Annotated in this window: 30 protein-coding genes and 1 pseudogene; 21 read left to right on the top strand and 10 right to left on the bottom strand. The window is 75.6% G+C overall.

The features are described from left to right. Positions 1–11: 11 nt before the first annotated feature. A complete protein-coding gene (cysC, locus tag ACI780_RS09485) occupies positions 12–572 on the bottom strand; it encodes an adenylyl-sulfate kinase (RefSeq protein ID WP_457002447.1) in 561 nt (186 codons plus the stop codon). Positions 573–604: 32 nt separating this feature from the next. Next, the gene (locus ACI780_RS09480; protein ID WP_456872171.1) at positions 605–1084 is read right to left on the bottom strand and encodes an RrF2 family transcriptional regulator; all 480 of its coding nucleotides are present in this window, start codon (positions 1082–1084) and stop codon (positions 605–607) included. A gap of 26 nt (positions 1085–1110) precedes the next feature. On the opposite strand from ACI780_RS09480, the gene ACI780_RS09475 reads away from it, so the two are divergent. Next, the gene (locus tag ACI780_RS09475) at positions 1111–1872 is read left to right on the top strand and encodes a (deoxy)nucleoside triphosphate pyrophosphohydrolase (RefSeq protein ID WP_457002444.1); all 762 of its coding nucleotides are present in this window, start codon (positions 1111–1113) and stop codon (positions 1870–1872) included. A gap of 55 nt (positions 1873–1927) precedes the next feature. On the opposite strand, the gene ACI780_RS09470 is transcribed toward ACI780_RS09475, so the two are convergent. After that, positions 1928–2098: a CsbD family protein gene (locus tag ACI780_RS09470; protein ID WP_457002442.1), complete on the bottom strand. Its 171-nt coding sequence runs from the start codon at positions 2096–2098 to the stop codon at positions 1928–1930. 351 nt (positions 2099–2449) lie between these two features. On the opposite strand from ACI780_RS09470, the gene ACI780_RS09465 reads away from it, so the two are divergent. The 7 genes from ACI780_RS09465 (at position 2450) to ACI780_RS09435 (ending at position 9712) form a co-directional block, all read left to right on the top strand. Next, on the top strand, positions 2450–4105 hold the full coding sequence (locus tag ACI780_RS09465) for a peptide ABC transporter substrate-binding protein (protein WP_456872174.1): 1656 nt from the start codon (positions 2450–2452) through the stop codon (positions 4103–4105). A gap of 139 nt (positions 4106–4244) precedes the next feature. Then, a complete protein-coding gene (locus ACI780_RS09460) occupies positions 4245–5168 on the top strand; it encodes an ABC transporter permease (RefSeq protein WP_456872175.1) in 924 nt (307 codons plus the stop codon). Beyond that, the gene (locus tag ACI780_RS09455) at positions 5161–6111 is read left to right on the top strand and encodes an ABC transporter permease (RefSeq protein WP_456872176.1); all 951 of its coding nucleotides are present in this window, start codon (positions 5161–5163) and stop codon (positions 6109–6111) included. The genes ACI780_RS09460 and ACI780_RS09455 overlap by 8 nt, the downstream gene beginning before the upstream one ends. After that, positions 6108–7169, top strand: coding sequence for an ABC transporter ATP-binding protein (locus tag ACI780_RS09450; RefSeq protein WP_457002438.1), 1062 nt, complete (start codon positions 6108–6110; stop codon positions 7167–7169). The genes ACI780_RS09455 and ACI780_RS09450 overlap by 4 nt, the downstream gene beginning before the upstream one ends. Continuing rightward, the gene (locus ACI780_RS09445) at positions 7153–8277 is read left to right on the top strand and encodes an ABC transporter ATP-binding protein (RefSeq protein ID WP_456872178.1); all 1125 of its coding nucleotides are present in this window, start codon (positions 7153–7155) and stop codon (positions 8275–8277) included. Before ACI780_RS09450 ends, ACI780_RS09445 begins: the two co-directional genes overlap by 17 nt. Before the next feature lie 140 nt (positions 8278–8417). Continuing rightward, positions 8418–9314, top strand: a complete 897-nt coding sequence (gene mshB, locus ACI780_RS09440; RefSeq protein WP_457002435.1) for an N-acetyl-1-D-myo-inositol-2-amino-2-deoxy-alpha-D-glucopyranoside deacetylase — start codon at positions 8418–8420, stop codon at positions 9312–9314. Further along, complete coding sequence (locus tag ACI780_RS09435) at positions 9311–9712, top strand: hypothetical protein (protein WP_457002433.1); 402 nt, start codon at positions 9311–9313, stop codon at positions 9710–9712. The genes mshB and ACI780_RS09435 overlap by 4 nt, the downstream gene beginning before the upstream one ends. Here the strand turns inward: ACI780_RS09435 and ACI780_RS09430 are convergent. Further along, positions 9685–10428, bottom strand: coding sequence for a GNAT family N-acetyltransferase (locus ACI780_RS09430; RefSeq protein WP_457002431.1), 744 nt, complete (start codon positions 10426–10428; stop codon positions 9685–9687). The two genes, ACI780_RS09435 and ACI780_RS09430, sit on opposite strands and share 28 nt — an antisense overlap. 161 nt (positions 10429–10589) lie before the next feature. On the opposite strand from ACI780_RS09430, the gene fdxA reads away from it, so the two are divergent. From fdxA to ACI780_RS09415, 3 genes are all read left to right on the top strand, one after another. Then, entirely contained in the window at positions 10590–10916 is a 327-nt protein-coding gene (gene fdxA / locus ACI780_RS09425) for a ferredoxin (protein ID WP_089404596.1), read from the top strand. A gap of 20 nt (positions 10917–10936) precedes the next feature. Beyond that, on the top strand, positions 10937–12031 hold the full coding sequence (gene dapC / locus ACI780_RS09420) for a succinyldiaminopimelate transaminase (protein WP_457002429.1): 1095 nt from the start codon (positions 10937–10939) through the stop codon (positions 12029–12031). 126 nt (positions 12032–12157) lie between these two features. Further along, positions 12158–12322 (top strand): hypothetical protein, encoded by a 165-nt coding sequence (locus tag ACI780_RS09415; RefSeq protein WP_457002426.1) that lies wholly within the window; start codon positions 12158–12160, stop codon positions 12320–12322. Positions 12323–12326: 4 nt separating this feature from the next. Here the strand turns inward: ACI780_RS09415 and ACI780_RS09410 are convergent, their stop codons facing one another. After that, positions 12327–12983 carry a hypothetical protein gene (locus tag ACI780_RS09410; protein WP_456869638.1) on the bottom strand — a complete coding sequence of 219 codons (657 nt, stop codon included), beginning with the start codon at positions 12981–12983 and terminating at the stop codon, positions 12327–12329. Between the two features lie 116 nt (positions 12984–13099). On the opposite strand from ACI780_RS09410, the gene ACI780_RS09405 reads away from it, so the two are divergent. Continuing rightward, on the top strand, positions 13100–14200 hold the full coding sequence (locus ACI780_RS09405) for an alpha/beta fold hydrolase (protein WP_457002424.1): 1101 nt from the start codon (positions 13100–13102) through the stop codon (positions 14198–14200). A 62-nt stretch (positions 14201–14262) separates the two neighbouring features. Next, positions 14263–15075, top strand: coding sequence for a class I SAM-dependent methyltransferase (locus ACI780_RS09400; protein WP_457002422.1), 813 nt, complete (start codon positions 14263–14265; stop codon positions 15073–15075). A gap of 69 nt (positions 15076–15144) precedes the next feature. Here ACI780_RS09400 and dapD read toward each other — a convergent pair whose 3' ends face one another. After that, positions 15145–16122 (bottom strand): 2,3,4,5-tetrahydropyridine-2,6-dicarboxylate N-succinyltransferase, encoded by a 978-nt coding sequence (gene dapD, locus ACI780_RS09395; protein ID WP_456869642.1) that lies wholly within the window; start codon positions 16120–16122, stop codon positions 15145–15147. 10 nt (positions 16123–16132) lie between these two features. Next, the gene (locus ACI780_RS09390; protein ID WP_456869643.1) at positions 16133–17335 is read right to left on the bottom strand and encodes an MFS transporter; all 1203 of its coding nucleotides are present in this window, start codon (positions 17333–17335) and stop codon (positions 16133–16135) included. 29 nt (positions 17336–17364) lie between these two features. Between ACI780_RS09390 and ACI780_RS09385 the strand changes: the two genes are divergently transcribed. Genes ACI780_RS09385 through ACI780_RS09365 form a run of 5 tightly spaced genes read left to right on the top strand, consistent with a single transcriptional unit; the run spans position 17365 to position 21334 of the window. Beyond that, entirely contained in the window at positions 17365–18450 is a 1086-nt protein-coding gene (locus tag ACI780_RS09385) for a LacI family DNA-binding transcriptional regulator (RefSeq protein WP_457002419.1), read from the top strand. An 11-nt stretch (positions 18451–18461) separates the two neighbouring features. Continuing rightward, the gene (gene dapE / locus ACI780_RS09380) at positions 18462–19568 is read left to right on the top strand and encodes a succinyl-diaminopimelate desuccinylase (protein WP_456869645.1); all 1107 of its coding nucleotides are present in this window, start codon (positions 18462–18464) and stop codon (positions 19566–19568) included. Continuing rightward, the gene (locus tag ACI780_RS09375; protein WP_456869646.1) at positions 19565–20407 is read left to right on the top strand and encodes an LOG family protein; all 843 of its coding nucleotides are present in this window, start codon (positions 19565–19567) and stop codon (positions 20405–20407) included. Before dapE ends, ACI780_RS09375 begins: the two co-directional genes overlap by 4 nt. 8 nt (positions 20408–20415) lie before the next feature. Continuing rightward, positions 20416–20829, top strand: coding sequence for a DivIVA domain-containing protein (locus ACI780_RS09370; RefSeq protein ID WP_457002416.1), 414 nt, complete (start codon positions 20416–20418; stop codon positions 20827–20829). After that, on the top strand, positions 20822–21334 hold the full coding sequence (locus tag ACI780_RS09365) for an SRPBCC family protein (protein WP_457002414.1): 513 nt from the start codon (positions 20822–20824) through the stop codon (positions 21332–21334). The genes ACI780_RS09370 and ACI780_RS09365 overlap by 8 nt, the downstream gene beginning before the upstream one ends. Here the strand turns inward: ACI780_RS09365 and ACI780_RS09360 are convergent. Both ACI780_RS09360 and ACI780_RS09355 read right to left on the bottom strand, forming a co-directional pair. Next, positions 21277–22038 carry a cytochrome c oxidase assembly protein gene (locus ACI780_RS09360; RefSeq protein WP_457002412.1) on the bottom strand — a complete coding sequence of 254 codons (762 nt, stop codon included), beginning with the start codon at positions 22036–22038 and terminating at the stop codon, positions 21277–21279. The genes ACI780_RS09365 and ACI780_RS09360 overlap by 58 nt on opposite strands. After that, positions 22035–22514 (bottom strand): DUF2243 domain-containing protein, encoded by a 480-nt coding sequence (locus ACI780_RS09355; protein WP_457002410.1) that lies wholly within the window; start codon positions 22512–22514, stop codon positions 22035–22037. Before ACI780_RS09355 ends, ACI780_RS09360 begins: the two co-directional genes overlap by 4 nt. 108 nt (positions 22515–22622) lie before the next feature. Between ACI780_RS09355 and ACI780_RS09350 the strand changes: the two genes are divergently transcribed. Further along, complete coding sequence (locus ACI780_RS09350; protein WP_457002408.1) at positions 22623–23435, top strand: MerR family transcriptional regulator; 813 nt, start codon at positions 22623–22625, stop codon at positions 23433–23435. Between the two features lie 21 nt (positions 23436–23456). Here the strand turns inward: ACI780_RS09350 and ACI780_RS09345 are convergent, their stop codons facing one another. Then, complete coding sequence (locus ACI780_RS09345; protein ID WP_457002406.1) at positions 23457–23792, bottom strand: hypothetical protein; 336 nt, start codon at positions 23790–23792, stop codon at positions 23457–23459. A gap of 70 nt (positions 23793–23862) precedes the next feature. On the opposite strand from ACI780_RS09345, the gene ACI780_RS09340 reads away from it, so the two are divergent. Beyond that, entirely contained in the window at positions 23863–24753 is an 891-nt protein-coding gene (locus ACI780_RS09340; protein WP_456869653.1) for a DMT family transporter, read from the top strand. A gap of 94 nt (positions 24754–24847) precedes the next feature. Beyond that, a pseudogene (locus ACI780_RS09335) lies at positions 24848–25067 on the top strand (hypothetical protein); the annotation flags it as partial.

The raw sequence follows: 25067 nt of genomic DNA, 5'->3' as shown, positions 1-25067 counted from the left end.
GACCCGTCCGGTCAGGGAGCGGGTGTCCCGCCGTCGCCCGTCCCGTCGAGGGCCGCGCGGATGCGCGCCACGGACTCCGCCAGCGGGGTGACCGACGTGTCGATCACCAGCTCGGCGCGCGCCGGCGGCTCGTAGGGGTCGTCGATGCCGGTGAACCCCGGGATCTCCCCGGCCCGGGCCCGCGCGTAGAGGCCCTTGACGTCGCGGGCCTCGCAGACCTCCAGCGGCGTGGCCAGGTGCACGAGCACGAACCGGCCGTGCCGCTCGACCAGCGCCCGCGCCTCCTCGCGCGCCTGCTCGTACGGCGCGATCGCGGCGACGACGACGGTGCCGCCGTGGCGGACCACCTCGCCGGCGACGAAGCCGATGCGGCGGATGTTGAGGTCGCGGTGCTCGCGGGAGAAGGACAGCTCGCTGGACAGGTGAGTCCGCACGACGTCGCCGTCGAGGACCGTCACCGGCCGGCCCTCGGCCTCGAGCCCGGCGACGAGGGCGTCGGCGATCGTCGACTTGCCCGCGCCGGACAGGCCGGTGAGGAAGACGGTGACCCCACCGTGCTGCGCGCTGCTCACCGGCCGAGTCTCGCCCAGCCACGCGCGGCCGCTCAGGCGGGGTCGTCGCCGAAGGAGCGCCAGGCGCTGTCGAGGGCCACCAGCTCGGCGACGTGGCCGGGCAGCTTCCCGGCGACGACGTCGGCGAGGGTGACCTCCTCGAGCACCCGCCGGTAGGCCTCCCGCGCGGCCACCCAGACGCCGGCCAGCTCCGCCGCGACGCCGGGGTAGCTGACGTCCTCGGGCCGCTGGCCGTGGACCTCGGCGAGGAAGCCCTGCTCCACGCGCATGACCCGCGCGATCGAGATCTCCGACGGCGGCAGCGCCAGGCGGTAGCCGCCCTCGCGGCCGCGCTGGCTGGTGACCAGCCGGGCGTGCTGCAGGTCGCCGAGGATGCCCTGCAGGAAGCGGGCGGGGACGTCCTGGGCCCGCGCGATGCGGTCGCAGGTCAGCGCGTCGGGCGCCACCGCGGCCAGCTCGACGGCCGCGCGGACGGCGTAGTCGACCCGGGCCGTGATGCGCACGGGGCCCATCCTGCCCGCTCTGCGAGGGTGGGGAGGTGGACCGGCTCCGTTTCACCACCATCGTGGCGGCGCCGTTGACCGTCGCCTTCGACGTCGCCCGCGCCCTCGGCCGCCCCTGGCCGTTCCCGCTGGAGGAGGTCGAGTCCCTCCGCCCGGTGTCCGACGTCTACGCCGCCGGCCCCCGCCGGGGGTGGCGCCGGCTCACCCACGCGCGGACGTTCACCGCCACCGGGCACGGCACCGTCGTCGAGGAGCGGGTCGTCTGGGACACCGGCCTGCCCGGCGTGCTCGGCCGCCTGGTCGACCGGGCGGTGCTGCGGCGCCGGGTGCGGCGGGCGATGCGGCGGCACCTGGACGGCTACGCCGCGGCGGCGGCGCTGCGCGCCCTCGACGTCGTCCAGGTGGTGGGCGCGGCGATCGTCCGGGGGGACGAGGTGCTCGTCGCCCAGCGGGACGCCGGCCCGCTGGCCGGGCTGTGGGAGTTCCCCGGCGGCAAGGTCGAGCCGGGGGAGGACCAGGCCGCGGCCCTGGTCCGGGAGTGCGCCGAGGAGCTCGGGGTCACCGTCGCGCCGCAGGCCTTCCTGGGCGAGGTGCCGCTCGACGGCGTCGTCGCCGGGGGCGCGCCGGGCGCCTCCACCCTGCGGGTCTGGCAGGCGCGGCTGGTCGCCGGGGAGCCGGTCGCCCGCGAGCACCGCGACCTGCGCTGGGTGCGCGCGGACGACCTCGAGGGACTCGACTGGATCGCCGCCGACCGCCCGCTGCTGCCCGCCGTCCGCGACCTCCTCGGGCGCGCCTGACACGCCACGGGCGCCGTCCCCGCGGGGACGGCGCCCGTGGCGAGGTGGTCTGCCGTTACTTGAAGACGTCCTTGACCTTCTCGCCGGCCTGCTTGAGGTTGCCGGCCGCCTTGTCGTTGGCACCCTCGGCCTGCAGGTCGCGGTCACCGGTCGCCTCGCCGACGCGCTCCTTGCCCTCGCCGGAGAGCTCCTGGGCCTTGTTCTTCACCTTGTCGATCCCGCTCACCGTGAGCTCCTCTCCTCGGGGACCCCGGGTTACCCCCCGCTGCGGTTCCGACACCCTGCTCACCCGGGCGGCGGAAGTCCTCCGGGATGAGCGGGCGGGGGCCGCAACACGTGTCGTGACGGGGGCCGCGTACCGTGCCGTTTGCATCGCGCCCCGCAAGGTCGTGAGCCAGGGTCACAAATCGGTGACGGTCGTGGACGGTCCTCCCCGGGCCTGCCTAGGGTCGCTCGCGGCGTTCCGGGACCGATCCCGGGTGTTCACCTGATGGACGCCGACGCCCGGCCAGCGCGTCCGGGTGAGCATCGACCAGTCCGTTCCCCCCGCAGGTGCGGGACGAGGGAGGCATCGCACGTGAAGTTGAGCAAGCGCCGGTCGGCGCTCGTCGCGACCGGTCTGTCGGCCGCGCTGCTGCTGACCGCCTGTGGCGGCGGCGACGACAGCGAGTCGGGCAGCGGCAGCGGCGGTGGTGAGGGCGGCACCTTCAGCATCTACATCGGCGAGCCCGAGAACCCGCTGATCCCGAGCAACACGACCGAGTCCGAGGGGCACCAGGTCCTCTCGTCCCTGTGGACCGGTCTGGTGCAGTACGCCGCGGACGGTGCGGTCGAGTACACCGGCGTCGCCGAGTCGATCGAGTCCGAGGACAACACCACCTGGACCGTGACGCTCAAGGACGGCTGGACCTTCCACGACGGCACCCCGGTGAACGCGCAGTCGTTCGTCGACGCGTGGAACTGGGGCGCCTACAGCCCCAACGCCCAGGGCGCCTCGTACTTCTTCTCGAACATCCAGGGCTACGACGAGCTCCAGGCCCCGACCGACGACGCCGGCAACCCCACGGGTGAGCCCGCCGCCACCGAGATGAGCGGCCTGCAGGTCGTCGACGACCAGACCTTCACCGTCACGCTGGCCAGCCCCTTCGCCCAGTTCCCGGTGACCGTCGGCTACAACGCCTTCTACCCGCTGCCGGAGTCCTTCTTCGAGGACCCGGAGGCCTTCGGCACCCGGCCGGTCGGCAACGGCCCGTTCCAGGCCAGCGAGGACTTCGTCCCCGGCCAGGGCTTCACCGTCACCCGGTACGAGGACTACGCCGGTGACGAGCCCGCGAAGGCCGAGGAGGTCGAGTTCCGCGTCTACGCCGACCTGAACACCGGCCTCAACGACGTCGAGGCGGGCAACCTCGACGTGCTCCCGGACATGCCGCCGGACGCACTCGCCGGGGCCGAGGACACCTTCGGCGACCGCTTCATCGAGGCGCCGTCGTCGGGCTTCACCTACATGGCGTTCCCGACCTACGACCCGCGCTACTCCGACAAGCGGGTCCGTCAGGCGCTGTCCATGGCCGTCGACCGCCAGGCGATCTCCGACGCGATCTTCAGCGGAAGCCGCACGGCCGCCGACGACGCCATCGCGCCGGTCGTCGACGGGTACCGCGAGGGTGCCTGCGAGTACTGCACCCTCGACGTCGACCGGGCCAACCAGCTGCTCGACGAGGCCGGCTTCGACCGCAGCCAGCCGATCGACCTGTGGTTCAACGCCGGTGCCGGCCACGACGCGTGGGTCGAGGCCGTCGGCAACCAGCTGCGCGAGAACCTCGGCATCGAGTACACCCTCCGCGGTGACCTCGACTTCTCGGAGTACCTGCCGCTGCAGGACGAGCAGGGCATGACCGGTCCGTTCCGGCTCGGCTGGAGCATGGACTACCCGAGCCCGCAGAACTACCTCGAGCCGCTGTACTCGACCGCGGCGCTCCCGCCGGCCGGCTCGAACGCGTCGTTCTACTCCAACCCGGAGTTCGACTCCCTCGTCCAGCAGGGCAACGGGGCCTCGGACAACGAGCAGGCGATCGCGGCCTACCAGCAGGCCGACGACATCCTGCTGGAGGACATGCCGATCATGCCGATGTTCTTCGACCTGGAGCAGGCGCTCCGCTCGGAGAACGTCAGCGACGTCGTCATCGACGTGTTCGGTGACATCGACGTCGCCGCGGTGACCGTCAACAGCTGACCCACCCGTCCGCACCACCGCCCGCCGGGGGTGGCCGTCCCACCACGGGACAGCCGCCCCCGGCGGCGCGTGTGCCCGGACAGGAGCACGATGAACCCGCGCCGGCGATCGTCACCGGCGCGCTCACCCGAGGGGGGACATGGGCCGCTACATAGCGCGCCGACTCCTGCTGACGATCCCCGTCCTGATCGGCGCATCCTTCCTGATCTTCGCGCTGGTGTACGCCCTCCCGGGTGACCCCATCCGCGCGCTCGGCGGCGACCGACCGCTCGCCCCGGCCGTCGTCGCGGAACTCCGCGAGGAGTTCAACCTCGACGACCCGCTGCCGGTCCAGTACGTGAAGTACCTCGGTGACCTGGTCCAGGGCGACTTCGGCACGGACTTCCGCGGCCGGGAGGTCCTCGACACGATCGAGCAGCGCCTGCCGGTGACGATCCGGCTGACGATCGTGGCGATCGCCATCGAGGCGGTCATCGGCATCCTCGCCGGACTGCTGGCCGGCATCCGGCGCAACGGCTTCCTGGACAACGTCGTGCTCGTCTCGAGCACGATCATCGTGGCGATCCCGATCCTGGTGCTGGCCTTCGTCGCCCAGTACGTGCTCGGGGTCAAGGCCGGGTGGTTCCCCATCGCCGGGATCACGGAGGGCTGGTACAGCTACCTGCTCCCGGGCCTGGTGCTGGCGTCCGGCTCGCTGGCCTACGTCGCCCGGCTGACGCGCACGAGCGTGGCGGAGAACCTGCGGGCGGACTACGTCCGGACGGCGCGGGCCAAGGGCCTGCCCAACCGGACGGTCATCACCCGGCACACGCTGCGCAACAGCCTGATCCCGGTCGTCACCTTCATCGGCGCCGACATCGGCACGCTGATGGGCGGCGCCATCGTCACCGAGACGGTGTTCAACCTCCCCGGCATCGGCCGCGCGGTCTTCGACAGCGTCCAGGCCCAGGAGGGCGCGGTCGTCGTCGGCATCGTCACCCTGATGGTGTTCTTCTTCATCTTCTTCAACCTGGTCGTCGACGTGCTCTACGCCGTCCTCGACCCGAGGATCCGCTATGACTGACCAGCAGCAGGTGGACCTGCGCAAGGACGAGGTCGAGGCCGGGACGACGACGGGGCTGGCCAGTCCCTCGATCGACGTCACCAACGAGCGGCAGAACAGCCTCTGGAGCGACGCCTGGGGCGAGCTCAAGCGCAACCCGCTCTTCTGGATCGGCGCCGTGTTCGGCGTGGTCTTCCTGCTGATGGCGATCGTCCCGCAGCTGTTCGCGCGGGGCGCCGACCCCCGTGACTGCAGCCTGAGCAACAGCAACCAGAAGCCCTCGGCCGAGCACTGGTTCGGCTTCGACCAGCAGGGCTGCGACTACCTGGCCAACGTCGTCTACGGCGCGCGCAACTCGCTGATCATCGGCCTGCTCGCCATCGTCGTCGTCCTGGTGCTCGGGGTCGTCGTCGGCGCCCTCTCCGGGTTCTACGGCGGCTGGGTCGACAGCCTGCTGAGCCGGCTGACCGACATCTTCTACGCCATCCCCTTCATCCTCGGCGCGATCGTGGTCCTGCGCAGCGGGATCCTCGGCCGCGGCGTCGTCGCCGTGGCGATCGCCCTGGCCGCCTTCGGGTGGATGACGGCGATGCGGCTGGTGCGCTCCCAGGTCATCGCGGTGAAGAGCTCGGACTACGTGGCGGCCGCCCGGGCGATGGGTGCCTCCAACAGCCGCATCCTGGTGCGGCACATCCTCCCCAACGCGGTCGCGCCGGTGCTCGTGTACACGACGATCACCATCGGCGTGCTCATCGCCGCCGAGGCGACCCTCACCTTCCTCGGTGTGGGGCTGCAGCGGCCGGCGATCTCGTGGGGCCTGCAGATCGAGAACGGCCAGTCGCTGCTGCGCACCGCGCCCCACCTGGTGCTCTTCCCGAGCATCGTCCTGACCGTGACCGTGATGGCGTTCGTGATGATGGGCGACGCCCTGCGCGACGCCCTCGACCCGAGGCAGCGCGCATGACCAACCTCGACCTGTCCAAGCCCGGCTCCGACGCCGCCCCCGCCGGCACCCCGCTGCTCGACGTCGACGACCTGCGCGTGGAGTTCCGCACGCGCTCGGGCACCGTGCACGCCGTCAACGGCGTGAGCTACAGCCTGGCGGCGGGGGAGACCCTGGCGATCCTCGGCGAGTCCGGGTCGGGCAAGTCGGTGTCCGCCCAGGCGATCATGGGGATCCTCGAGACCCCGCCCGCGGTCATCAGCGGCGGCGGCATCTGGTTCGAGGGCCGCAACGTGCTGGAAATGTCGGCCGAGGACCAGCGCAAGGTCCGCGGCCCCGGCATCTCGATGATCTTCCAGGACGCGCTGTCGTCGCTGAACCCCGTCTACAGCGTCGGGTTCCAGATCGGCGAGATGTTCCGGGCGCACCGGGGGATGTCGCGCAAGGAGGCGCGCAAGCGCGCCGTCGAGCTGATGGACCGGGTGCGGATCCCCGCCGCGGCCCGCCGCGTCGACGACTACCCGCACCAGTTCTCCGGGGGCATGCGCCAGCGCGTCATGATCGCCATGGCGATCGCGCTGGACCCGCGCATCCTCATCGCCGACGAGCCGACCACCGCCCTCGACGTCACCGTGCAGGCGCAGGTCATGGACCTGCTCAAGGACCTGCAGCGGGAGACGGGCATGGGGTTGATCCTCATCACCCACGACCTCGGCGTGGTCAACGAGGTGGCCGACAACGTCGCCGTCATGTACGCCGGCGAGATCGTCGAGCGGGGTACCGTCGACGACGTCTTCACCCGCCCCGCGCACCCCTACACCGAGGGGCTCATGGGGTCGGTGCCCCAGGTCGAGGCCAAGGGCGGGCGGCTGCAGCCGATCGCCGGCCAGCCGCCGAACCTGGCGCGCATCCCGAGCGGCTGCCCGTTCCACCCGCGCTGCGCCCGCCGGCGGCTCGGTGCCGAGGCCGCGCCGGGCCGCGAGTGCTCGACCGACGTCCCGCCGCTGCGGCTGGTCGTCCCGGGGCGCGAGGCGGCCTGCCACTACAGCGAGGAGGTTCTCGGTGTCCGAGCCCCGTGAGCACGGCGCCACCGCGGCGTCGTCCCTGTCGAAGCCGGCTCCTGCCCCGGCGGCCCCGACGCTGGAGAAGCCCGCGCCGTCCGGGGCGCGCGGCCCGCTGGGCGACACGCTGCTGGAGGTGCGGGGGCTGCAGAAGCACTTCCCGCTGACCCAGGGCATCGTCTTCAAGCGCACGATCGGCCACGTCCGCGCCGTCGACGGCGTCGACCTGACCCTGCGCCGCGGCGAGACCGTGGGCCTGGTCGGCGAGTCCGGCTGCGGCAAGTCGACGGTGTCGAAGCTGATCGTCGCGCTGGAGCGGCCGACCGCCGGGTCGATCCTCTACAAGGGCAAGGACGTCGCCCGCATGGGCGGCCGCGCGCTCAAGGACTACCGGCGCGAGGTGCAGATCATCTTCCAGGACCCCTACGCCTCGCTGAACCCGCGGATGACCGTCGGCGACATCGTGGCCGAGGGCTGGGCGGTGCACGACGACGTCGCCCCGAAGAAGGGCCGGCTCAAGCGCACCCAGGAGCTGCTCGACCGCGTCGGCCTCAACCCCGACTACGTCAACCGCTACCCGCACCAGTTCTCCGGCGGGCAGCGGCAGCGCATCGGCATCGCCCGCGCGCTGGCGCTGCAGCCGGAGGTGATCGTCTGCGACGAGCCGGTGTCGGCGCTCGACGTCTCGGTGCAGGCGCAGGTGGTCAACCTGCTCGAGGACCTGCAGGACGAGTTCGGCCTGTCCTACCTGTTCATCGCCCACGACCTGTCGGTGGTGCGGCACATCTCCGACCGCGTCGCGGTGATGTACCTCGGCAGCATCGTCGAGGAGGGCACCGACGAGCAGGTGTACGCCTCGCCGTCGCACCCCTACACGCAGGCGCTGCTGTCGTCGGTGCCGCTGCACGAGCCGCACCTGCGCGGGCAGAAGGACCGGATCCTGCTGCAGGGCGACGTGCCCAGCCCCGCGGACCCGCCCTCGGGCTGCCGGTTCCGCACCCGCTGCTGGAAGGCGCAGGACATCTGCGCGCAGGAGGCGCCGGCGCTGGTCGACCGCGGCCAGGGCCACCCGAGCGCCTGCCACTTCGCCGAGGCCCGGATGGTCGTCCCCGTCGACGCCGAGTGAGCCCCGCGACGATCAGGTGACCTGATCGTGGCGCGTCCTCCCTCACGGTCTGCGGTGAGGGAGGACGCCCGGCGGTGCGGGAGGACGCCGCCCGGGCCGTCCCACCGCCCGTCCCGGCGCCCGGGGGAGAATGTCCCCTCGTGACCGCCGACCGACGCCTGCTGCTCGTGCACGCCCACCCCGACGACGAGACGATCAACAACGGCGCCACCATGGCCCGCTACGTCGCCGAGGGTGCCCGGGTCACGCTGCTCACCTGCACGCTGGGCGAGGAGGGCGAGGTCCTCGTCCCCGAGCTCGAGCTGCTCGGCCCCGAGCACGCCGACCAGCTCGGCGGGTACCGCATCGGCGAGCTGCGGGCGGCCATGGACGCGCTGGGCGTCACCGACTGGCGCTTCCTCGGCGGGCCCGGCCGCTACCGGGACTCCGGGATGATCGGCACGCCGGCCAACGCCCGCCCGCGGGCGTTCTGGAACGCCGACCTCGACGAGGCCGTGGCCTCCGCGGTCGCCGTCGTCCGGGAGGTCCGGCCGCAGGTCGTCGTCACCTACGACGAGAACGGCGGCTACGGCCACCCCGACCACATCCAGACCCACCGGGTCGCGATGGCCGCCGTCGAGGCCGCCGCCGACCCCGGCTACCGGCCCGACCTCGGGGAGGCGTGGGACGTCGCCAAGGTCTACTGGTGCTGCGTGCCGCGCTCGGTGCTGCAGCAGGGCGCCGAGGCGATGGCCGCGCTGGGGGAGGAGTCGCCGTTCGACCGGCTCGGCGACGTCGACGACATCCCCTTCGCCGTCCCCGACGAGCAGGTCACCGCCGCCGTCGACGGCCGGGCCCACGCCGGCGCCAAGGACGCGGCCATGCGCGCGCACGCCACCCAGATCACCGTCGACGGGCCCTTCTTCGCGCTGTCGAACAACCTCGGCCAGGAGGTGCTCGGCGTCGAGTACTACCGGCTCGTCCGCGGGCGGCGCGGGCCGGCCGGGGACGCGTCGAACGGCTGGGAGGACGACCTGTTCGCCGGCCTGTCCGGATGACGCGGGCCGCCACGCTGGCCGCCGCGGCGGTCGCGGCGGTGGCCGTCTCGGGGTGGCTCGCTCTGGTCCAGGTGTTCTGGCTGCCGCTGCGGGTCGGCGGGGTCCTGGTGCCGCTGTCGGTCCTCGCCGCCCTCGTCGGCAACCCCCTGCTGGTCACGCTCACCCACCGGCTCACCGGCTCGCGCGTCGTCGCCGTCCTCCCGGCGGTGACCTGGCTGGTCATCGCGCTGGCCGCCACGTCCCGCCGCCCCGAGGGCGACCTGGTCGCCGTCGGCACCGGCGGGCTGGGCACCGTCACGCTCGCCTTCCTCGGCCTGGGCGTGGTGGGGGCCGCCCTCGCCGTCGGCCGGGTGCTGGCCACCCCCCGCCCTCACGTGTCCTCGGGCGCCCAGCGGTAGTGGTAGCGGTGGTGCTCGACGTACCCCGCGCGGCGGTACAGCGCCCGCGCCGGCGCGTTCGACACCGCCACCTGCAGGTACACCCAGCGCGCCCCGCGCTCGGCGCCCCACCGGGTGAGCGCGCCCATGAGGGTGGTGGCCAGGCCGCGACGGCGGTGCTCCCCGGCCACGGTCAGCGCGCCGACGCCCAGCCAGTCGTCGGTCACCACCCCGCGGGCGACGGCGACCGGCCCGGCACCCGGGTCGGGGCGCACCGCCGCGAAGACGACCTGCGAGGCGTTGGTGAGCACCGCGCGGGCGACCGGGGGCGCGTCGCGGTAGGCGGCCAGCCAGGCGTCGTCCGGGGCGGGCGCCAGCTCCACCGGCACGCCGTCGGCGGTGCCCGGGACCAGCGGCGCGGTCAGCACGAGGACGTCCTCGCCGCGCTCCCACCCGGCGGCGGCCAGGGCGGCGTCGACGGGGCGCGACGCCACGCCCGGCAGCTGCACACCCGGCCGCAGCCCGCGGGCACGGTACCAGGCGCCGACGGCGTCCGTCGCCTCCTCCAGCGGCCGCCCGGGGTCGCCGGTGACCAGCGCGGTGTTGGCGCGGCCGGTGAACCCGCCGGCCGCGCGCAGCAGCCACCCGCCCAGCGCCTCCTCCTCCGGCGCGCGCCAGCCGCGGGCCGCGACGCGCTCGAGCTCGGCGACCCCCAGCGGCGAGCGGCTCTGTCCCATGCCGGCGATCCTGCGCGGTGCCCGCGGGGGTCCTCCGACCGGGTCGCACCGCCCGACCCGTCGCGCCCGGGGCCGCGGTACGGGGCCATACTGACGGGCGACACGCGCGAGCCCGGCCGCGAGCCGGGGCGCTGCCCGCACGTCCCCCGGGAGGACCCACCGTGACCTACGTGATCACCCAGGCCTGCGTCGACGTCCTCGACAAGGCGTGCATCGACGAGTGTCCGGTGGACTGCATCTACGAGGGCGACCGGATGCTCTACATCCACCCCGACGAGTGCGTCGACTGCGGTGCCTGCGAGCCCGTCTGCCCGGTGGAGGCCATCTACTACGAGGACGACGTCCCCGACAAGTGGAAGGACTTCTACAACGCCAACGTGGAGTTCTTCTCCGACCTGGGCAGCCCCGGCGGCGCGGCCAAGACCGGCCGGGTCGGGAAGGACCACCCGCTGGTGGCGGCCCTGCCGCCGCAGGGCGAGGGACACTGACCACCACGGCGGCGGGGCGGGTGGCCGGCCGGCTGCCCGACTTCCCCTGGGACAGCCTCGAGGCCGCCCGCGCCCGGGCGGCGCAGCACCCGGGCGGGCTGGTCGACCTGTCCATCGGGACGCCGGTCGACCCCACCCCCGACCTCCTGCGCACCGCGCTGGCCGCGGCGGGGGACTCCCCGGGCTACCCCATGGCCCTGGGCACCCGGGAGCTGCGCACCGCCGCGGCCGGGTGGCTGCAGCGCCGCCTCGGGGTGACCCTGGCCGACCCGCTCGGCGCCGACCCGTCGGTGGTGCCCACGATCGGCTCCAAGGAGCTCGTGGCGCTGCTGCCCACCCTGCTCGGGCTGCACGAGGGCACGATGGTCATCCCGGAGGTCGCCTACCCGACCTACGAGGTCGGCGCGGTCCTGGCCGGGCTGGCGGTGCGCCGCACCGACACCCCGCCCGACGACGCCGCCGGGGTCGTCCTGGTGTGGCTGAACTCCCCGGGCAACCCGCACGGCCGGGTGCTGTCCGACGACGAGCTGCGCGCCTGGGCGGCGTGGGGCCGGGCGCACGGCGTGCCGGTGGTCGCCGACGAGTGCTACGCCACCCTCGGCTGGGACGTGCAGCCGCGCTCGCTGCTGCACCCCGCCGTCGCCGGTGAGGACCACACCGGCCTGCTCGCGGTGCACTCGCTGTCCAAGCAGTCGACGGCGGCCGGCTACCGCGCCGGGCTGCTCTCCGGGGACCCGCTGCTGGTCCGGCGGATCTGGGAGGTGCGCCGCCACCTCGGCCTGCTGGTGCCGGGCCCGGTGCAGGCGGCCATGACCGCCGCCCTCGACGACGACGCCCACGTCGACGCCCAGCGCGAGCGGTACCGCCGCCGCCGGGAGCGGCTGGCCGCGGCGGTCCGCGCCACCGGCGCCCGGATCGACCACTCCGAGGCCGGCCTCTACCTGTGGGTCACCCGCGACGAGGACTGCTGGACGACGGTCGACTGGCTGGCGGGCCTGGGCATCGTCCCGGCGCCCGGCTCCTTCTACGGCCCGGCCGGGGCCCGGCACGTGCGGATGGCGCTGACCGCCAGCGACGAGCGCATCGACGCCGCCGTCGCCCGCCTGACCGCGTAGCGGCCGCGGGCCCCACTAGTGGCCCGCAAGTGGGCGCCGGTCGGCCGCCAGAGGGTCGCAAGCCCCTCGGGCCACGGTGGTCCCAGCCGCCGGGCAGCCCGCCCGGCCCCACCGCGGAGGCCCGCCGTGACCCTCGTCGTCTTCCTGCTCGTCCCCGTCCTCGCTCTCGTCGCGCTCGTCGCCCTCGAGGCGCGCCTGCACCGCGGCCGCAGCCTCGCCGGCGCCGCCGGGGTGCCGGTCACCTTCGACCGGCCCGAGCTCCACGGCAAGGGCCGCAACCGGGTGTACTGACCGGTCAGCCGCAGGGACCCTCCGCACGGGCGAGCGCCGCGGTCAGGGCGACCGCCAGGTCCTGGTGCTTCTGGTAGGCCTCCGGGAACCCGGAGCGCTGGACCCACTGCGCGGCGTCGGTCAGGCGCATCGTCTCCCAGCCGGGGACCTGCACCAGGCCGTCGTAGAACCTCCCCGCGGCGTAGGCCGGGTCCTGCACCTGCGCCGGCGTCCCCCAGCCCTGCGACGGCCGCTGCTGGAACAGGCCGAGGGAGTCGCGGTCCCCGTGGTCGAGGTTGCGCAGCGTCGACTCCTGCATCGCCGTCGCCAGCGCGATGACGGTGGCCCGCTCGGGCAGCCCCCGTTCACGGGCGACGTCGGCGATGGTCTGCGCGTTGGCCCACTGCTCCGCCGAGAGGGTCACCGAGGTCGACGGCACGGTGCACAGCCCGGTCGGCACCGGGTCCTGCGAGCCGTCGGCCCGCCAGGCGAGGGCCAGGACCATCGCGATCCCCAGGACCATCGCCGGCCACCAGTGGCGCAGCGCCCACGGGCCGGCCGACCGCCGCCGCCGGGCCGGGGTCCCCTTGCCCGCGGGGCGCCGCGCCGGGTTCCGCGCCGGGGTCCGCTTCGCCGCGGGTCGGCGGGCGGCGGGGCGCGTGCCGGTCCGTGCGCTGGTCATCGCCGTCGACTCTAGGTCGGCCCCCGGACGGGTGACCGGAGGTCCGCGGACCGGCGAGGCGCCCCGGCGGGCCCGCTAGCGTGTGCCCGCCGCCCGACACCTCGAGGAGTACCGCCATGGCCGACGTCCTGCTCCCCGGGGTCACCGCCACCCGGGTCCCCACCGCGCGCCTGGTGCAGAACGTGCTGCACCCGGAGGGCACCGACCCCGCCGGGCCGGGCGAGGCGGTCCTGTTCGTGCACGGCAACGTGAGCTCGGCGCTGTTCTGGCAGCCGACGCTGCGGACGCTGCACGAGACCGGCCGGCACCGCGCGCTCGCCGTCGACCTGCGCGGCTACGGCGACACCGACCCGCTGCCGATCGACGCCGGCCGCGGCGTGCGCGACTGGTCCGACGACCTGGCCGCGCTCGTGGACGCGCTGGGCCTGGACCGGGTGCACCTGGTCGGCTGGAGCATGGGCGCCGGCGTCGTCCTGCAGCACCTGCTCGACGCGCCGTCGCGGGTGGCCTCGGTGACGCTGGTCGCGCCGGTGTCGCCGTTCGGCTTCGGCGGGACCGCCGGGCCGGAGGGCCGCCGGCTCGGTGTCGACGGCGCGGGCTCGGGCGGGGGAGCGGCCAACCCGGAGTTCGTGGCGGCGCTGGCCGCCGGCGATCGCTCCGACGCCGCGCCGACCAGCCCCCGGTCGATCCTGCGCGCGTTCTACGTGGCGCCGGGCTCGCTGCCGCTGGACCCGGCCCTCGAGGACGTGTTCGTCGCCGCGATGCTGTCCACCCGCACCGGTGAGGACCACTACCCGGGCGACGCGGTCGCCAGCGACACGTGGCCCGGGACGGCGCCGGGACGCCGCGGGGTGCTCAACACGATGGCGCCGACGGTCTTCGACGTCTCGGGGATCGTCGACTCGCCGGTCCGGCCGCCGGTGCTGTGGGTGCGCGGCGACGCCGACGCGATCGTCTCCGACACCTCGGCGTTCGACCTGGCGTTCCTCGGGCAGCTGGGCGCGGTGCCCGGCTGGCCCGGCGCCGAGGTCTGCCCGCCGCAGCCGATGGTCACCCAGACCCGCGCGGTGCTCGACCGGTACGCGGCCGCGGGCGGCGCCTACCGGGAGGTCGTGCTGCCCGGCGTCGGGCACTCGCCGCACGTCGAGCGGCCACACGAGTTCGCCGTCGCGCTGCTCGAGCACCTCGACGCGACGGCGCCCGCCGACCTCGCCTGAGGCGGGGACGCGAACGCCCCACCCGCGCGGCTCCCGGGGGGACGATCCCCGCGGGAGGGCGCATGGACGGGATGCGGGAGCGCGTCGCCGGGGTCTTCGACCGGGCGGCACCGACGTACGACGCGGTGGGTGTCGAGATGTTCGGCCCGATCGCCGAGCGGCTGGTCACCGAGCTCGACCCCCGGCCGGGGGAGCGGGTCCTCGACGTCGGCTGCGGGCGGGGAGCGGTGCTGCTGCGCGCCGCGGCGCGGGTGGGCCCGACCGGGTCGGTGACGGGTGTGGACCTGGCGCCGGGGATGGTCGAGCGGGCGCGGGCCGCGGCTGAGGCGACCGGGGTCCCGGCCGACGTGCGGATCGCCGACGCCGAGGACCCCGGAGGCGGCCCCTACGACGTCGTCGCCTCGTCGCTGGTGCTGTTCTTCCTGCCCGACCCCGCGGCGGCGCTGCGGGCGTGGCGGGCGCTGCTCGTCGACGGCGGCCGGGTCGGGGTGACGACGTTCGGTCCCTACGACGAGGCGTGGCGCGACGTCGACGCGGTCTTCGCCCCGTACCTGCCGCCGCAGCTGCGGGATGCGCGCACGAGCGGCGCCAGCGGGCCCTTCGCCTCCGACGCCGGCGTCGAGGACCTGCTGCGCGGCGCCGGCTTCGCGGACCCGCGCACGACCCACCTGACCGTGCCGGTGCGCTTCACCGACGAGGACCACTGGCACACCTGGTCGTGGTCGGTCGGGCAGCGGGGCTTCTGGGAGCTGGTGCCCGAGGGCGAGCGCGACGCCGTCCGGGCGGAGGCGTACCGGCGCGTGCGACGCTGCCGCCACGACGACGGGCGGATCGGCTTCGACCAGGACGTCCGCGTTACCCTCGGCCGGGCCTGACCCACCAGGCATAGGAAGCTCTCCCCACGTCTGTGGGGCCCGGACGTGGGGGAAGCTTCCTTTGCCGAGTCAGTCGTTGGCGTGCAGCGCCGCGTTGAGCTCGCCCCAGGTGCCCGTGCGGGGCAGCGCCTCGAGCGCGCCGGTGACGCTGTTGCGGCGGAACAGCAGGCCGTCACGGCCGGAGAGCTCGCGGGCCTTGACCACCGAGCCGTCGGGCAGGGTCACCCGCGAGCCGGCGGTGACGTAGCAGCCGGCCTCGACGACGCAGTCGTCGCCCAGGGAGATGCCGATGCCGGCGTTGGCGCCGAGCAGGCAGCCGCGGCCGATGGACACGACCTCCTTGCCGCCCCCGGACAGCGTCCCCATGATCGACGCGCCCCCGCCGACGTCGCTGTCGGCACCGACGACGACGCCCGCGCTGATCCGCCCCTCGACCATCGACGGGCCCAGCGTGCCGGCGTTGTAGTTGACGAAGCCCTCGTGCATGACCGTCGTCCCCTCGGCCAGGTGCGCGCCCAGCCGGACCCGGTCGGCGTCGGCCACCCGCACGCCCGGCGGGAGGACGTAGTCGACCATCCGGGGGAACTTGTCCACCGCCAGCACGGTGAGGCTGCCGTGGGCGGCCCGCAGCAGCGCGCGGCGGGCCGGGGTGAGCTCGGTGGCCAGCACCGGCCCGGCGCTGGTCCAGGCGACGTTGGCCAGCAGCCCGAAGACGCCGTCGGTGTTGACCTCGTGCGGCCGGACCAGCCGGTGCGAGAGCAGGTGCAGCCGCAGGTAGACGTCGTGGGTGTCGGCCGGCGGGGCGGTGAGGTCGGCGATGGTGGTCCGGACGCCGACCACCTGCACGCCGCGGGCGTCGTCGGTGCGCACCAGCCCCGAGAACTCCGGGCCGAGCTCTCCCTCCAGCTCCAGGGTGCCCAGCTGCTGCGTGCCCGACGGCCCCTCGCCGCCCAGCGCGGGCGCGGGGTACCAGGTGTCGAGGACGGTGCCGGAGGTGGTGACGGTCGCGAGACCGGCGGCGACGGCGGAGCGGGCGGGAGCGGTCACGCGCCCGACGCTACCGAGCGCACTCCGCCGGCTGCCGGGCCGCCGTGTCCCCCGCCGCGACCGGGGGCCGCGGGGCCCGGGCGCCGACGACGGCGCCGAGCAGGCTGAGCACCGCCACGCTGGCCAGCGCCCACCGCAGCGTGACGACCTCGGCGAGCAGGCCGATCAGCGGCGGCCCGGCGAGGAACCCCGCGTAGCCGATCACCGACACCGCCGACACCCCGCGGCCACCGGGGACCACCTCGGCGCCGCCCTGCATCGCGACCGGGAACGCGGTGGCCAGGCCCAGCCCGGTCAGGCCGAAGCCGACCAGCGCCGCCGTGGGGCTGGCCGCCCCGACCGCGAGCAGCACGCCGGCGGTGGCCAGGACCCCCGAGCCGGCCAGCGCGCGGGCCCGCCCGACCCGCGCGAGCAGCCACTCCCCGGCCAGGCGGGCCACGGTCATGCTCAGCGCGAAGGCGGCGTAGCCCAGCGCGGCCACGCCGTCGCCGGCGCCGGCCTCGTCGCGGAGGAACAGCGCCGTCCAGTCGGCCATGGCGCCCTCGCTGAAGGCGGCGAAGAGCGCGATCAGGCCGAAGACCCAGATCCCGCGGTGCCGCCAGGCGCTGCCGCCGGCGGACCCCTCCGGGCGCTCCTCGGGCTCGTCGGCCGGCAGCCGGGAGGCCACGGCAACGACGCCGGCGGCGGCCACCGCGCCGACCAGGCCCAGGTGCACCGCCGGCGAGATCCCGGCCCCGGCGGCGAGGGCCCCGGTGCCGGCGCCGGCCAGCCCGCCGAGGCTGAACGCGGCGTGGAACGAGGGCATCAGCGGGCGCCCCGAGCTGCGCACGACCTGGACGGCGCCGACGTTCATCGCGACGTCGAGGACGCCGAAGACGGCGCCGTAGACGAACAGCACCGCCCCGAGCGCGACGACGTCGGTGACCTGCCCCGGCAGGGTCACCGCGGCCGCCGTCGCCAGGCCGGTGACCACGGTGACCCGGGCCGACCCGTAGCGGTCGACCGCCCGCCCGGCCAGGGACATGGCGAGGATCGAGCCGACGGCGATGCACAGCAGCGCCAGGCCGAGCGCGCCGGGTGTCGCGCCGGTGCGGTCGCTCACCGCGGGGATCCGGGTGACCCAGTTGGCGAACACGACGCCGTTGAGGAAGAAGACGGCGGAGACGGCCGCGCGGGCGCCGGCGACCTGCTCTCTGGATCGATCCAGAACCATGGCGCCAGCGTAGGCCGTAGCCTGCCGCCGTGCCACGACGACCGACCCTGCGCGACCTCGCGGCCGCCGCCGGGGTCAGCCGCTCGACGGCGTCGAACGCCTACAACCGGCCCGACCAGCTCAGCGCCGAGGTGCGGGAGCGGGTGCTGGCCACCGCGGCCCGGATCGGCTACCCCGGGCCGAGCCCGGCGGGCAGCGCGCTGCGCCGCGGCCGGTCCGGCTCGCTGGGCGTGCTGCTCGGTGACCGGCTCGGATACGCGTTCAGCGACCCCGCCGCCGCGGTCTTCCTCGACGGGCTGGCCGAGGCGGTCGAGGACGAGGGCCTCGCGCTGCTCGTCCTGCCCGGCGCCCGCACCGGCGGCGGGCCGCCACCGGAGGCGGTGCGCTCGGCCGTCGTGGACGCCGTCGTCGCCTACTCCCTGCCCGACGGCGACCCCGCGCTGGCCGCCGTCCGCGAGCGCGGGCTGCCGCTGGTGACCGTCGACCAGCCCGACCTGCCCGGCGTCCCCGGGGTCCGGGTCGACGACGCCGCCGGCGCGCGGGCGGTCGCCGAGCACGTGCTGGGCCTGGGCCACCGGCGGCTGGCGGTGGTCGCCTTCGAGCTGGCCGCCGACGGGAGGTGGGGACCGGCCGACGCCGACCGGCAGCGGCACGCCACGTTCACCGTCACCCGCCAGCGGCTGGCCGGGTACCGCGCCGCGGTCGAGGCGGCCGGGCTCGACTGGGCCGAGGTGCCGGTGCACGAGTGCCCGCACAACACGCACGCCGAGGGCGTCCGCGCCCTGCCCGGGCTCCTCCCCGGCCGGCCGACGGCGGTGCTGGCGATGAGCGACGAGCTGGCGCTGGGCGTCGTCCAGGCGGCCGCGGACGCCGGGCTGGCCGTGCCCGGCGACCTGACGGTGACCGGCTTCGACGACACCCCGGCCGCCGCGCGCGCCGGGCTGACCACCGTGCGCCAGCCGCTGCGCGACAAGGGGCTCCTGGCCGGCGAGCAGCTGCTGGCGCTGCTGGCCGGCGAGGACCCGGAGCCGGCGACCCTGCCGACCGAGGTGGTCGTGCGGGGCTCGAGCGCTCCGCCCGGCGCCGTGCCGCGGTCCGGGGCTCCCCGGCCGTAGGCTCGGGCACCGTGACCAGTCGGCCCGACCTCGACCTCTCCGCCGACGTGCTGACCCTCACCCGCGCGCTGGTCGACACCCCCTCGGTGTCCGGGGACGAGCGCGCGCTGGCCGACGCCGTCGAGGCCGCGCTGCGGGCGCTGGGCGGCCTGGAGGTCGAGCGGGTCGGCGACACCGTGCTCGCCCGCACCACGCTCGGCCGCGACACCCGCATCGTGCTGGCCGGGCACCTCGACACCGTCCCGATCGCCGACAACGTGCCCAGCCGGCTCGAGGACGGCCGGCTGTTCGGCTGCGGCACCAGCGACATGAAGTCCGGCGACGCGGTCGTGCTGCGGCTGGCCGGCCGCTTCGGCGTCCCCGGCGCGCAGCCCGCGCACGACCTCACGTTCGTCTTCTACGACAACGAGGAGGTCGAGTCGGTCAAGAGCGGGCTGGGCCGGGTGGTCCGCGAGCGGCGCGGCTGGCTCTACGGCGACCTCGCCGTCCTGCTCGAGCCCACCGACGGCGAGATCGAGGCCGGCTGCCAGGGCACGCTGCGCGCCGAGCTCGAGGTCCGCGGCCACCGGGCCCACTCGGCGCGCAGCTGGCTGGGCGTCAACGCGATCCACGGCGCCGCGGGCGTCCTCGCCACGCTGGCCGCCTACGAGGCGCGCGAGGTGGAGATCGACGGCTGCACCTACCGCGAGGGCCTCAACGCCGTCCGCGTCGAGGGCGGGGTCGCCGGCAACGTCGTCCCCGACCTGTGCCGGGTCACCGTCAACTTCCGCTACGCGCCCGACCGGGACGAGGACGCCGCCGAGGCGCACGTGCGCGAGGTGTTCGCCGACGCGCTGGCCGCCGGGGTCACGCTGACCGTCACCGACAACGCCGGCGGCGCCCCGCCCGGGCTCACCGAGCCCGCGGCCGCGGCCTTCGTCGCCGCCGTCGGCCGCCCCGCGCGGGCCAAGCTCGGCTGGACCGACGTCGCCCGGTTCGCCGCGCTGGGCATCCCGGCGGTGAACTACGGCCCCGGCGACCCGCAGCTCGCGCACACCCGCGAGGAGTCCGTCCTGGTCGAGCGGCTGCAGCCGGCCGAGGACGCCCTGACCGCCTACCTGTCCGGAGACAGCGCATGACGACCACCCCTCCGCCCGACGGCGCGCGCCGGCCCCGGCCGACCCGCCACCGCGGGCCGGTCCTGCTGCGCGGCGGCGAGCCGGACCCCCAGACGGTCGGGACGACGACCGACCAGCGGCTGCTCGACCGGCGCGGACCGACCGACTGGGTGCACACCGACCCGTGGCGGGTGCTGCGCATCCAGAGCGAGTTCGTCGAGGGCTTCGGCCTGCTCGCCGAGCTGCCGCGGGCGGTCAGCGTGTTCGGCAGCGCCCGCACCAAGCCCGACCACCCGCACTACGCCGCCGGCGTGCGCATCGGCGCGGCCCTGGCGCAGGCCGGCTACGCCGTCATCACCGGCGGCGGGCCCGGCGCCATGGAGGCGGCCAACCGCGGCGCGTCGGAGGCCGGTGGGCTGTCGGTGGGGCTGGGCATCGAGCTGCCGTTCGAGCAGGAGCTCAACGAGTGGGTCGACGTCGGCATCAGCTTCCGCTACTTCTTCGTCCGCAAGACGATGTTCGTGAAGTACGCGCAGGCCTTCGTCATCCTCCCCGGCGGCTTCGGCACGCTCGACGAGCTGTTCGAGGCGCTCACGCTGGTCCAGACCCGCAAGGTCACCCGGTTCCCGGTGGTGCTCTTCGGCACGGAGTACTGGGGCGGGCTGGTCGACTGGATCCGCGGCAGCCTGCTGGAGTCGGGCACCATCAGCGCCCGCGACCTCGACCTGTTCACCGTCACCGACGACGTCGACGAGGTGCTCTCGCGCATCCGGGACGCGGAGACCGCCCGCGCGGGAGGGGACGGCGGCGGCGGGATGCGCGCCCCGCTGAGCCCGCCGGTCGAGCCGGTCGAGGGCTGAGGGCGCCGGTGCTGTCCGCCCTCGTCGGGGTCGCCGCGGTCGCCGTCGTCGGGGCGCTGCTGTTCCTCGGCGGCTCGCTGCTGCTGGGGCGCGGGGAGACCCAGCCGCCGGCCGAGCTGGACCGCTCGCCGGTCGAGCTGCCCGACGACCGCCCGGTGACCGGCGCCGACGTGCGGGCGCTGCAGGTGTCGGTGGCGGTGCGCGGCTACCGGATGAGCGAGGTGGACTGGCTGCTCGAGCAGCTCGCCCAGGCGATCGAGGAGCGCGACGAGGTGATCGCCGCGCTCCGCGACCGCCGGCCGGCGCCGGCCGCCGACGCCGACACCGACCCCGGCCTCCCGTCGCCGGCCGACGGCGCATCCGGCGGCGGGCCCGGCGACGAAGGACCGTCCGTGGACGAGGAGGTGCGCAACGGTGCCTGAGCTGGTGCTGCCGGTCGCGGTGGCGGCCCCGCCGGAGCGGGTGTGGGCGGTGCTCACCGACTGGCCGGCCCAGGGCCGCTGGATGCCGGCCACCGACGTCGAGGTGGTCACCGCGCACGAGGAGGGCATCGGCGTGCGGCTGGCCGCGCGCACCGGCGTCCCGCTGCCGTGGCGGCGCGGCCGGCACGGCGCCGTCCGGCACCTGGGCGTCCTCGACACGATGGTCGTCACCGAGTGGGACCCCCCGCGCCACGTGGTCGTCCAGCACACCGGCCGGATCGTGCGCGGCCCCGGGATCTTCGACCTCACGCCCGCTCCGCACGGCACGGACCTGGTCTGGACCGAGCGGCTGTACCTGCCGTTCGGGATCCTCGGGCGGCTGGGCTGGCCGCTGGTGAAGCCGTTCGTCGTCCTCGGGTTCCGGCTCTCGCTGCGCCGCTTCGCCCGCTACGCCGCCTCCGGTGCCGCCACCGACGCCGCCCCGGACGCCGCCGGCGCGGGCTGAGCCGCGGCCCGCAACGCCTCCCGGCCGGTGTACCAGCGGCGCCACAGCACCGCCGCGGTGACCAGGGTGACCACCGTGCCGCCGTCGTACATCAACCGCGCGCCCTCCTCGGCGCCGGTGACGCCGGCCGGCGGGTGGGCGTAGAGCACCTTGGCGAGCACGTCGTGCGCCGCGGCGCCGGCGGCCAGCGCCCCGGCCCGGACGCCCACGCCGCGGCGGTGCGGTGCGGGGTCGACGGCGAGCACGGCGGCGGTGGCGAGGTACCCGCTGACCAGCACGTGGGCGCTGACGAGCGCCGACCACCCCGGTGCGTGCCCGACGGCGGCGTGCAGGCCGGTGCCGTAGAGCACCCACAGCCCCGCGGCGTGGAGCGGGACGGCGACGAGCGGGTCGGCTAGCCACCGCAGCGGGGCGGTGCGCAGCACCCGGCTCACCCGGCGGGCGGCCGGGACCGACAGCGCCCGCAGCGCCAGCGTGACCGGGGCGCCGAGCACCAGGAGCAGGGGCGCCACCATGCCCAGCAGCAGGTGCCCGGCCATGTGCGCGCGCAGGTCGCCGTGCGCCGCCAGCGGCCCGGCGACGGCGACGGCGGCGGTCGCCACGCCGGCCAGCCAGGCCGCCGTGCGGGCCAGCGGCCAGGGGCTGCGGCAGCGCCAGGTGGCGGCGACGTAGGCGGCCGCCAGCAGCAGGACCGTGACGGTCATCGCGCGGGCGCGGGCGCGGGCGCGGGCCGGGCCCGGCGGCGCAGCAGCAGGACCAGCCCGGCTCCGAGCAGGAGGGCCCCGGGGACGATCCAGCCGACGTCGTAGCCGGTCGGGTCGACGCCGTAGCGGACCTGGTGCAGGCGCAGCAGCTTGTGGTGGACCACGCCGTCCCACACCTGGAACGCGCCGGCGCCGGTGAGCACCGCGCCCCACCACAGCGCCGGCAGGAACGGGCCGCGGCGGCGGGCGTCGGCCAGCAGCGCCATGCCGGCGACCGCGGCGGAGAACGTGCCGGCGTGCAGCACGCCGTCGGAGACCAGGCCGGCCGCGCCGCTGGCCCGGTCGTAGAAGTGGTGCCAGTGCAGCAGCTGGTGGAAGACGATCTCGTCGACCGCGCCGGCGGTGCCCAGCCCCAGCAGCAGGCCGGACACCAGCAGCCGCCGGCGGGCCGGGGGGCGGGGGAGTGCGTCGGCCACGGGGCCTCCCGTCGTCGCAGGTGCCCCCGCGCTGCCCGCCCGGTCCCGGCGGGAAACCGGGAGCTCCGGCTGGACCCGGCCCCTGGGGCATGCCGCAGGCTCGGGTCCGTGAGCGGAGACCTGCTGCGGCCCGGGGAGTTCCTGCGCCGCACCCGGCTGTCGGCCAAGGCGCTGCGGCTCTACGCCGAGCAGGGGCTGCTGGTGCCCGACGCCGTCGACCCCTGGACCGGCCACCGCGGCTACGCGGCCGGCCAGGTCGACCGGGCGCGCCTCATCGCCGCCCTGCGCCGCGCCGGCATGCCGCTGGCGCGGGTCCGGGACGTCGTCGACCTGGAGCCGGCGGCCCGGCGGGCGGCGGTGGCGCGGTGGTGGGACGGCGTGGAGGAGGACCTCCGGCAGCGCCGGACGTGGGTGTCCGCCCTGACCGTGGGACCGGACGACGAGGAGGACGACGTGCACGAGGTGTACCTGCGCGAGGTGGCCGAGCAACCGGTGCTGACCGCCGAGCGGCGGCTGACCGTGGACGAGCTCGAGGGCTTCATCACCGGGGCGGGGGAGGAGATCGACGCGCACCTGGCGCGGTCGGGCGCGGTGCCCGCCGGCCCGCTGCGGGTGGTCTACCACGGCATGGTCACCGAGGACGGCGACGGCCCGGTGGAGGTGGTGCGCCCGTTCACCGGCCGGGTCGAGCCGGCCGGTGACCTGCGGATCCGGCTGCAGCCGGCCGGGCGGGAGGCGGTCACCTGCCTGTCCCGCGGGCAGGCGGAGTTCCCCGGCATCCTGCGGGCCTACGACGCCGTCGGTGCCTGGGTGGACGCGCGGGGCCTGGAGCGCGCGGGCAGCCCGGCGGAGGTCTACCTGTCCGCCCGCGACGTGGGCCCCGACGAGCCGCACGTGGAGGTGGCCTGGCCGGTGACCTGACCCCCGTCCGGGGGCGCCTCCCTAGGTGCGCCGGCGCGAGGCCACGAACGCCATGGCCTCCTCGGCCACGGCCAGGTCGGACTCCGGCGTGCCGTGGTCGAGGGCGACCCACTCCCGCATCGGGGTGCCGTTCGCCGCCGCGAACGGCAGCCCCGTGCCGGCCGCCACCAGGCCCTCGACGCGGTGCCGCGGCAGCTTGAACACCAGCGCGCCGCCGACGACCATCGCGAAGATCGACCCGTCGACGGTGAGCGCGGCCGAGCCGAAGCCGGTCCGCCCGCCCGCGCCCGGCGGGCCGACACCGGGGCGGGTGGCGAGGGCCTCCACCAGGAGGCCGAAGCGCTGACCGGGGTCCACGGCACCGAGTCCAGCGCCGGTCGGCGGGGATGGCAACGGGAACGTCCGCCGCATCGGTGAGGATGTCGCGGTGAGTCGTCGCGGGTGGGTGCTGTTCCTGGCGATGTCGGTCATCTGGGGCGTGCCGTACCTGCTGATCAAGGTCGCCGTCGACGAGGTGTCGCCGGTCGTCCTCGTCTTCGCTCGGTGCGCCGTCGGGGCGGCGCTGCTGCTGCCCTGGGTGCTGGCGCGCGGGCAGGTCCGGTCGGCGCTGCGGCACTGGCGGGCGCTGCTGCTGTTCACCGTGCTGGAGATGACCGCGCCGTGGTTGCTGCTGTCCTACGCCGAGGTGACGCTGTCGAGCTCGCTGACCGGGCTGCTGGTGGCGTCGGTGCCGTTCGTCGCCGCGCTGGCCGCTCGGTTGCTCGGCGACGAGGAGCGGCTGACCCCGGTCCGGCTGGCGGGCATGGGGCTCGGCGTCCTCGGCATCGCCGCGCTGCTCGGGTTCGACGTCGAGGGCATCGCGCTGCTGCCGGTGCTGGCCGTCGTCCTCGTCGTCATCGGGTACGGGACGGCACCGCTGGTGGCCAGCCGCGCGCTCGGCGACCTCTCCGGGGTGACGGTCAGCGCGGTCGCGCTGGTGGTCACCGCGGTGGTCTACGCGCCGTTCGCGCTGCCCCGGCTCGGCGAGCTGACGACGGCGTCGCCCGAGGCGCTCGGGTCACTGGCGGCGCTGGGCGTCGTCTGCACGGCGCTGGCACTGGTGCTGTTCTTCTCGCTCATCCGCGAGGCCGGCCCGCAGCGGGCGCTGGTGATCACGTTCGTCAACCCGGCGGTCGCTGTCGTCGCCGGGGTGCTGCTGCTCGACGAGCCGTTCACCCTCGGTCTGGCGGTGGGGCTGCCGCTGGTCCTCGTGGGCTGCGTGCTCGCCACGCGGCGCAACGCCCCGGCGCCGGTCCCGGTGGAGTCCCCGGTGCCCTGAGTGCGTCCGTCAAGGCCGTCCGTGGATCTGTGGACAGACTTCTGACCTGCGGATACGGGTCGCGAGAGGGCCTCCGTTCGGATATTCTTCGATCATGTGTTCGAGTGAGTGGCGGGACGGTGATGTGCTCGACGACGTCGCCGCGCTGGTCGCCGAACGCAACCGCATCGACGCCGCCCTGGCCCGCCGGGTGCGGGCGGCGGAGCTGGCCCAGGCCCCGGAGCGCGACGGGCAGCGGTCGATGGCCTCCTGGCTGCGGGGGCACTGCCGGTTGTCGCCGGCGGCGGCGTCCCGGCTCGTCGGCAACGGGCGGG

It is taken from the genome of Geodermatophilus sp. SYSU D00814, from assembly GCF_054050055.1.
Note: the sequence above shows the minus strand (reverse complement) of the source record. Positions and strands in the feature narration are given on the sequence as shown.

Bases quoted from the DNA above. Each gene is read 5' to 3' on its own strand.
- ACI780_RS09455 (WP_456872176.1), top strand. From the start codon at position 5,161: ATGACTGACCAGCAGCAGGTGGACCTGCGCAAGGACGAGGTCGAGGCC.
- ACI780_RS09360 (WP_457002412.1), bottom strand. From the start codon at position 22,038: ATGACCGTCACGGTCCTGCTGCTGGCGGCCGCCTACGTCGCCGCCACC.
- ACI780_RS09410 (WP_456869638.1), bottom strand. From the start codon at position 12,983: ATGACCAGCGCACGGACCGGCACGCGCCCCGCCGCCCGCCGACCCGCG.
- ACI780_RS09480 (WP_456872171.1), bottom strand. From the start codon at position 1,084: ATGGGCCCCGTGCGCATCACGGCCCGGGTCGACTACGCCGTCCGCGCG.
- ACI780_RS09430 (WP_457002431.1), bottom strand. From the start codon at position 10,428: ATGGGACAGAGCCGCTCGCCGCTGGGGGTCGCCGAGCTCGAGCGCGTC.
- ACI780_RS09390 (WP_456869643.1), bottom strand. From the start codon at position 17,335: ATGGTTCTGGATCGATCCAGAGAGCAGGTCGCCGGCGCCCGCGCGGCC.
- ACI780_RS09450 (WP_457002438.1), top strand. From the start codon at position 6,108: ATGACCAACCTCGACCTGTCCAAGCCCGGCTCCGACGCCGCCCCCGCC.
- ACI780_RS09405 (WP_457002424.1), top strand. From the start codon at position 13,100: ATGGCCGACGTCCTGCTCCCCGGGGTCACCGCCACCCGGGTCCCCACC.
- ACI780_RS09375 (WP_456869646.1), top strand. From the start codon at position 19,565: ATGACGACCACCCCTCCGCCCGACGGCGCGCGCCGGCCCCGGCCGACC.
- ACI780_RS09400 (WP_457002422.1), top strand. From the start codon at position 14,263: ATGGACGGGATGCGGGAGCGCGTCGCCGGGGTCTTCGACCGGGCGGCA.
- ACI780_RS09460 (WP_456872175.1), top strand. From the start codon at position 4,245: ATGGGCCGCTACATAGCGCGCCGACTCCTGCTGACGATCCCCGTCCTG.
- ACI780_RS09435 (WP_457002433.1), top strand. From the start codon at position 9,311: ATGACGCGGGCCGCCACGCTGGCCGCCGCGGCGGTCGCGGCGGTGGCC.